The sequence below is a fragment of the Dietzia sp. SLG310A2-38A2 genome, from assembly GCF_014145095.1.
Lineage (GTDB): Bacteria > Actinomycetota > Actinomycetes > Mycobacteriales > Mycobacteriaceae > Dietzia.
Genome location: NZ_JAALDX010000013.1, coordinates 1 through 2,862 on the forward strand (window position 1 = coordinate 1; position 2,862 = coordinate 2,862).

General features: G+C 71.7%; 3 protein-coding genes. All 3 read right to left on the reverse strand.

Translation table 11 applies throughout. From position 1 onward, the window contains the following. The coding region (locus G6027_RS00425; RefSeq protein WP_182634393.1) for a hypothetical protein at window positions 1–194 on the reverse strand (194 nt) is incomplete at its 3' end. A gap of 53 nt (window positions 195–247) precedes the next feature. Continuing rightward, window positions 248–1,168, reverse strand: coding sequence for a DMT family transporter (locus G6027_RS00430; protein WP_182634395.1), 921 nt, complete (start codon window positions 1,166–1,168; stop codon window positions 248–250). A 107-nt stretch (window positions 1,169–1,275) separates the two neighbouring features. Next, on the reverse strand, window positions 1,276–2,862 hold a 1,587-nt coding region (locus tag G6027_RS00435), incomplete at its 5' end, for a gamma-glutamyltransferase (RefSeq protein ID WP_182634397.1).

Sequence of the window (2,862 nt, forward strand, 5' to 3'; positions counted from 1 at the left end):
GAGGACGGGTGGGGGTCGGCACGGCCGGCGTGAGACACACCTGCGGCGGGTTGCCCGGGCTGGGTGGACCGTGCCTGCCGGCCGAGCGCCGCCAGCCCGCTCCGGACCTCCGCCATCTCGGCGGTGATCCGCCCGAGTCTGGCGTCGAGGTCGGCGAGCGTGCGCTGGATGTGGTCGGGCTGTTCCGGGTTCACCTCTGAATACTCTCCCGCCCGGGCCGCCCCGTCCACAGGCTCCCTGCCGAGTTCTACGGGCGTTGCCGCTGTGCCTGCGCGCCGGCCCGGGACCGCAGCACCAGGATCACGCCGACCGCGCTGACCGCCATACCGACCACCGCGAGGACAGTGATCGGCACCCCGAACATCAGCCACACCCAGACCATGGTGGTGGGCGGGGTCAGATAGAGCAGGACGCTGGCGACCGTGGCGCCCCGGGTGCGGGTGACGAACACGTAGAGGACGTACCCGCAGAGCGTGGACAGGAACACCAGCCACGCCACCGCCACCCAGAACTCGGGCTCGGCCGGCACCGCGCCCTGTCCGGCCAGCAACATCGCGGCGACCAGGGCCACCGCCGCGACGACCGACTGCATGGTGATGGACTGGAGCAGGGTCTCGGTCGGCCTGAGTCGCTGGGTGAGGACCGTCCCCGTGGCCAGGCTCAGCATCCCGGCCACCGGGAACAGATACGCCCACCACGGGGCGCTACCGGCGCCCAGGCCGCCCGAGACCACCACCACCACGCCGGCCATCCCGAGCAACATGCCGATCCACATGACCGGTGTGGTCCGTTCCCCGAGGAACCTGCCCGCGACCGTCGCCACGAGCAGCGGCTGCAACGCCGCGATCAGCGCCGCCGTCCCGCCGTCGACGCCGCGGGCGACACCCTCGAAGATCATGAACAGGAACACGGCCTGACTGAACAGACCCAACACCGCCTGCCGCGCCCACGCCCTCCGGTCGGTCAACCGCACCCCGAGTACCAGGCAGACCGAGAGCAGCAGCACTCCGAGTATCGAGAACCGCCAACCGAGCAGCTGCAGCGAGGTGCCACCGGATCGGGTCCCGAGCTCCGCGCCGACGTAGCCCGAACTCCACATGATCACCAGGGCCACCGACGCCAGATGGCCGGCGTTGCGGCGGAGCGCATCTCGAGCAGGCTGGGACATCGGCACAGCCTACGAAGCGGCCGGTCTCGTCGTCGTCGTACCGTCCGCCCCACCCCCGGCCCCCAGCGCACGACATCGGCCGCCGCGGTGGGGACAACGGCGGGCGGTCATCCCTCCACGTCGACGATGACCGTTCCGGCCTCGAGCCGGGTGTCGGTGGGCCCGGAGACCGTCCGATCGTCGTAGTCGATCTCCAGCGCCTGGACCGAGCCGAAGAGCCCTCCCGGGGACTGCGACACCTGCCATCCCAGGGCTCCGGCCCCCTGCGCCGCCGGAGAGCCCACCAACGCCGGCTCCACGACCAGGGTCTGCGAGACGGAATCGAACCGGAATCGGGGAGCCGCCACCGCCTCCTCCAGCGGTTGGCCGAGAAGTGCCCACCGCGTGAGGGTGTTCGCGAGGATGCTGAGGATGTTCGCCCCTCCCGGGGTGCCGATCCCCAGAACGGGCCGCCCCTCGCGGTCCAGGACCATCGTCGGGTTCGACCACGTCACCGAACGCCTGCCCGGCTCGGGCTGATTCCTGGGGGAGTCCACCGTGTCGAACCGGCTGAGCTGATCGTTGAGGAAGAACCCGGCGATCTCGGTCCCCGACCCCCAGAACTGGGTGAGCGTATTGGTCATCGACACCACCGTGCCGTGCCTGTCTACGACGGTGAGGTGCGTCGTGTTCCCGGGGGTGTCCAGGTTCTCGCCCACCGGGGCAGGCGCATCCCGGGTCGGCCTGTCTCCGGTCGGTCTGTCCCCGGTCGGTCTGTCCCCGGTCGGCGCAGAGGGCGCGGTGCCGCCCACGAGCCGTGCGTTCCGGACCGGGTCGACCAGCTGCTCGACGGGCACCTCGGTGAAGGCGGGGTCCCCCAGGTCAGTGCGGACGGTCTGCTCGGCCAGGACCCATGCCTCGGAGATCAGGCGGACGTACTCGGTCGATTCCGGGTCCACTCCGGCGATCCCCTGGCTCTCGAGCACCTGCAGCATCTGGATGAGCGCGGCCCCCGGAAGGGCCGGCGCCCCCGAGACCACGTCGTAGTTCCCCACCGGGCCCTGCGGTGGCTCGCTGCGCTGGACCTCGTACTGCTCCAACGAGGTGTGATCGATCCCGTCGACCGTGGCGAGGCGTTCCGCGATCTCGCCGCTGTAGAAACTCGCCGGCCCCTCGGTCTGGAGGGTCCGGAGAGTGGCACCGAGTTCACCCTGGACCAGCGTGTCGCCGACCTGGAGAGGCGCTCCGCCCGGCGAGAACTGCTCGAGACCAGCGATCGCGCCCGAGCCGCCGACGGCGATCCTCGCGATGAGCGAGGCGGTGGCCGGCACCCCTCCCTCCGCCATCCGCGCGGCGGGCTCCACCAGTTCGGCCCACTCGAGGCTTCCGTGCCGGGCGTGGAGTTCCGCCATGCCGGCGACGAATCCAGGGATGCCCGTGTTGGACGGCGGGATGATCCCGTCCACGGCGACGACCTCCCGGTAGTCGAACGCCTCCGGTGCCCCGTCCCGGGTCGCGACCAGTGCCGAGCCACCGCCTCCCACCCCCGAGGCGTAGGGCTCCACCACCGAGACCGCGAGCGCGGCGGCGATCGCCGCATCCACCGCTGTCCCGCCGGCGAGGAGCATCTCCGCCCCCGCCTCGGCGGCGAGCGGATGCCCGGCGTTCACGCCCTGCTGGTCCAGCACGTCGGTCGGGACCGGGTCGTCCCCGGC

Coding starts and splice junctions, on each gene's coding strand:
- G6027_RS00430 (WP_182634395.1), bottom strand. CDS start 1,168: ATGTCCCAGCCTGCTCGAGATGCGCTCCGCCGCAACGCCGGCCATCTG.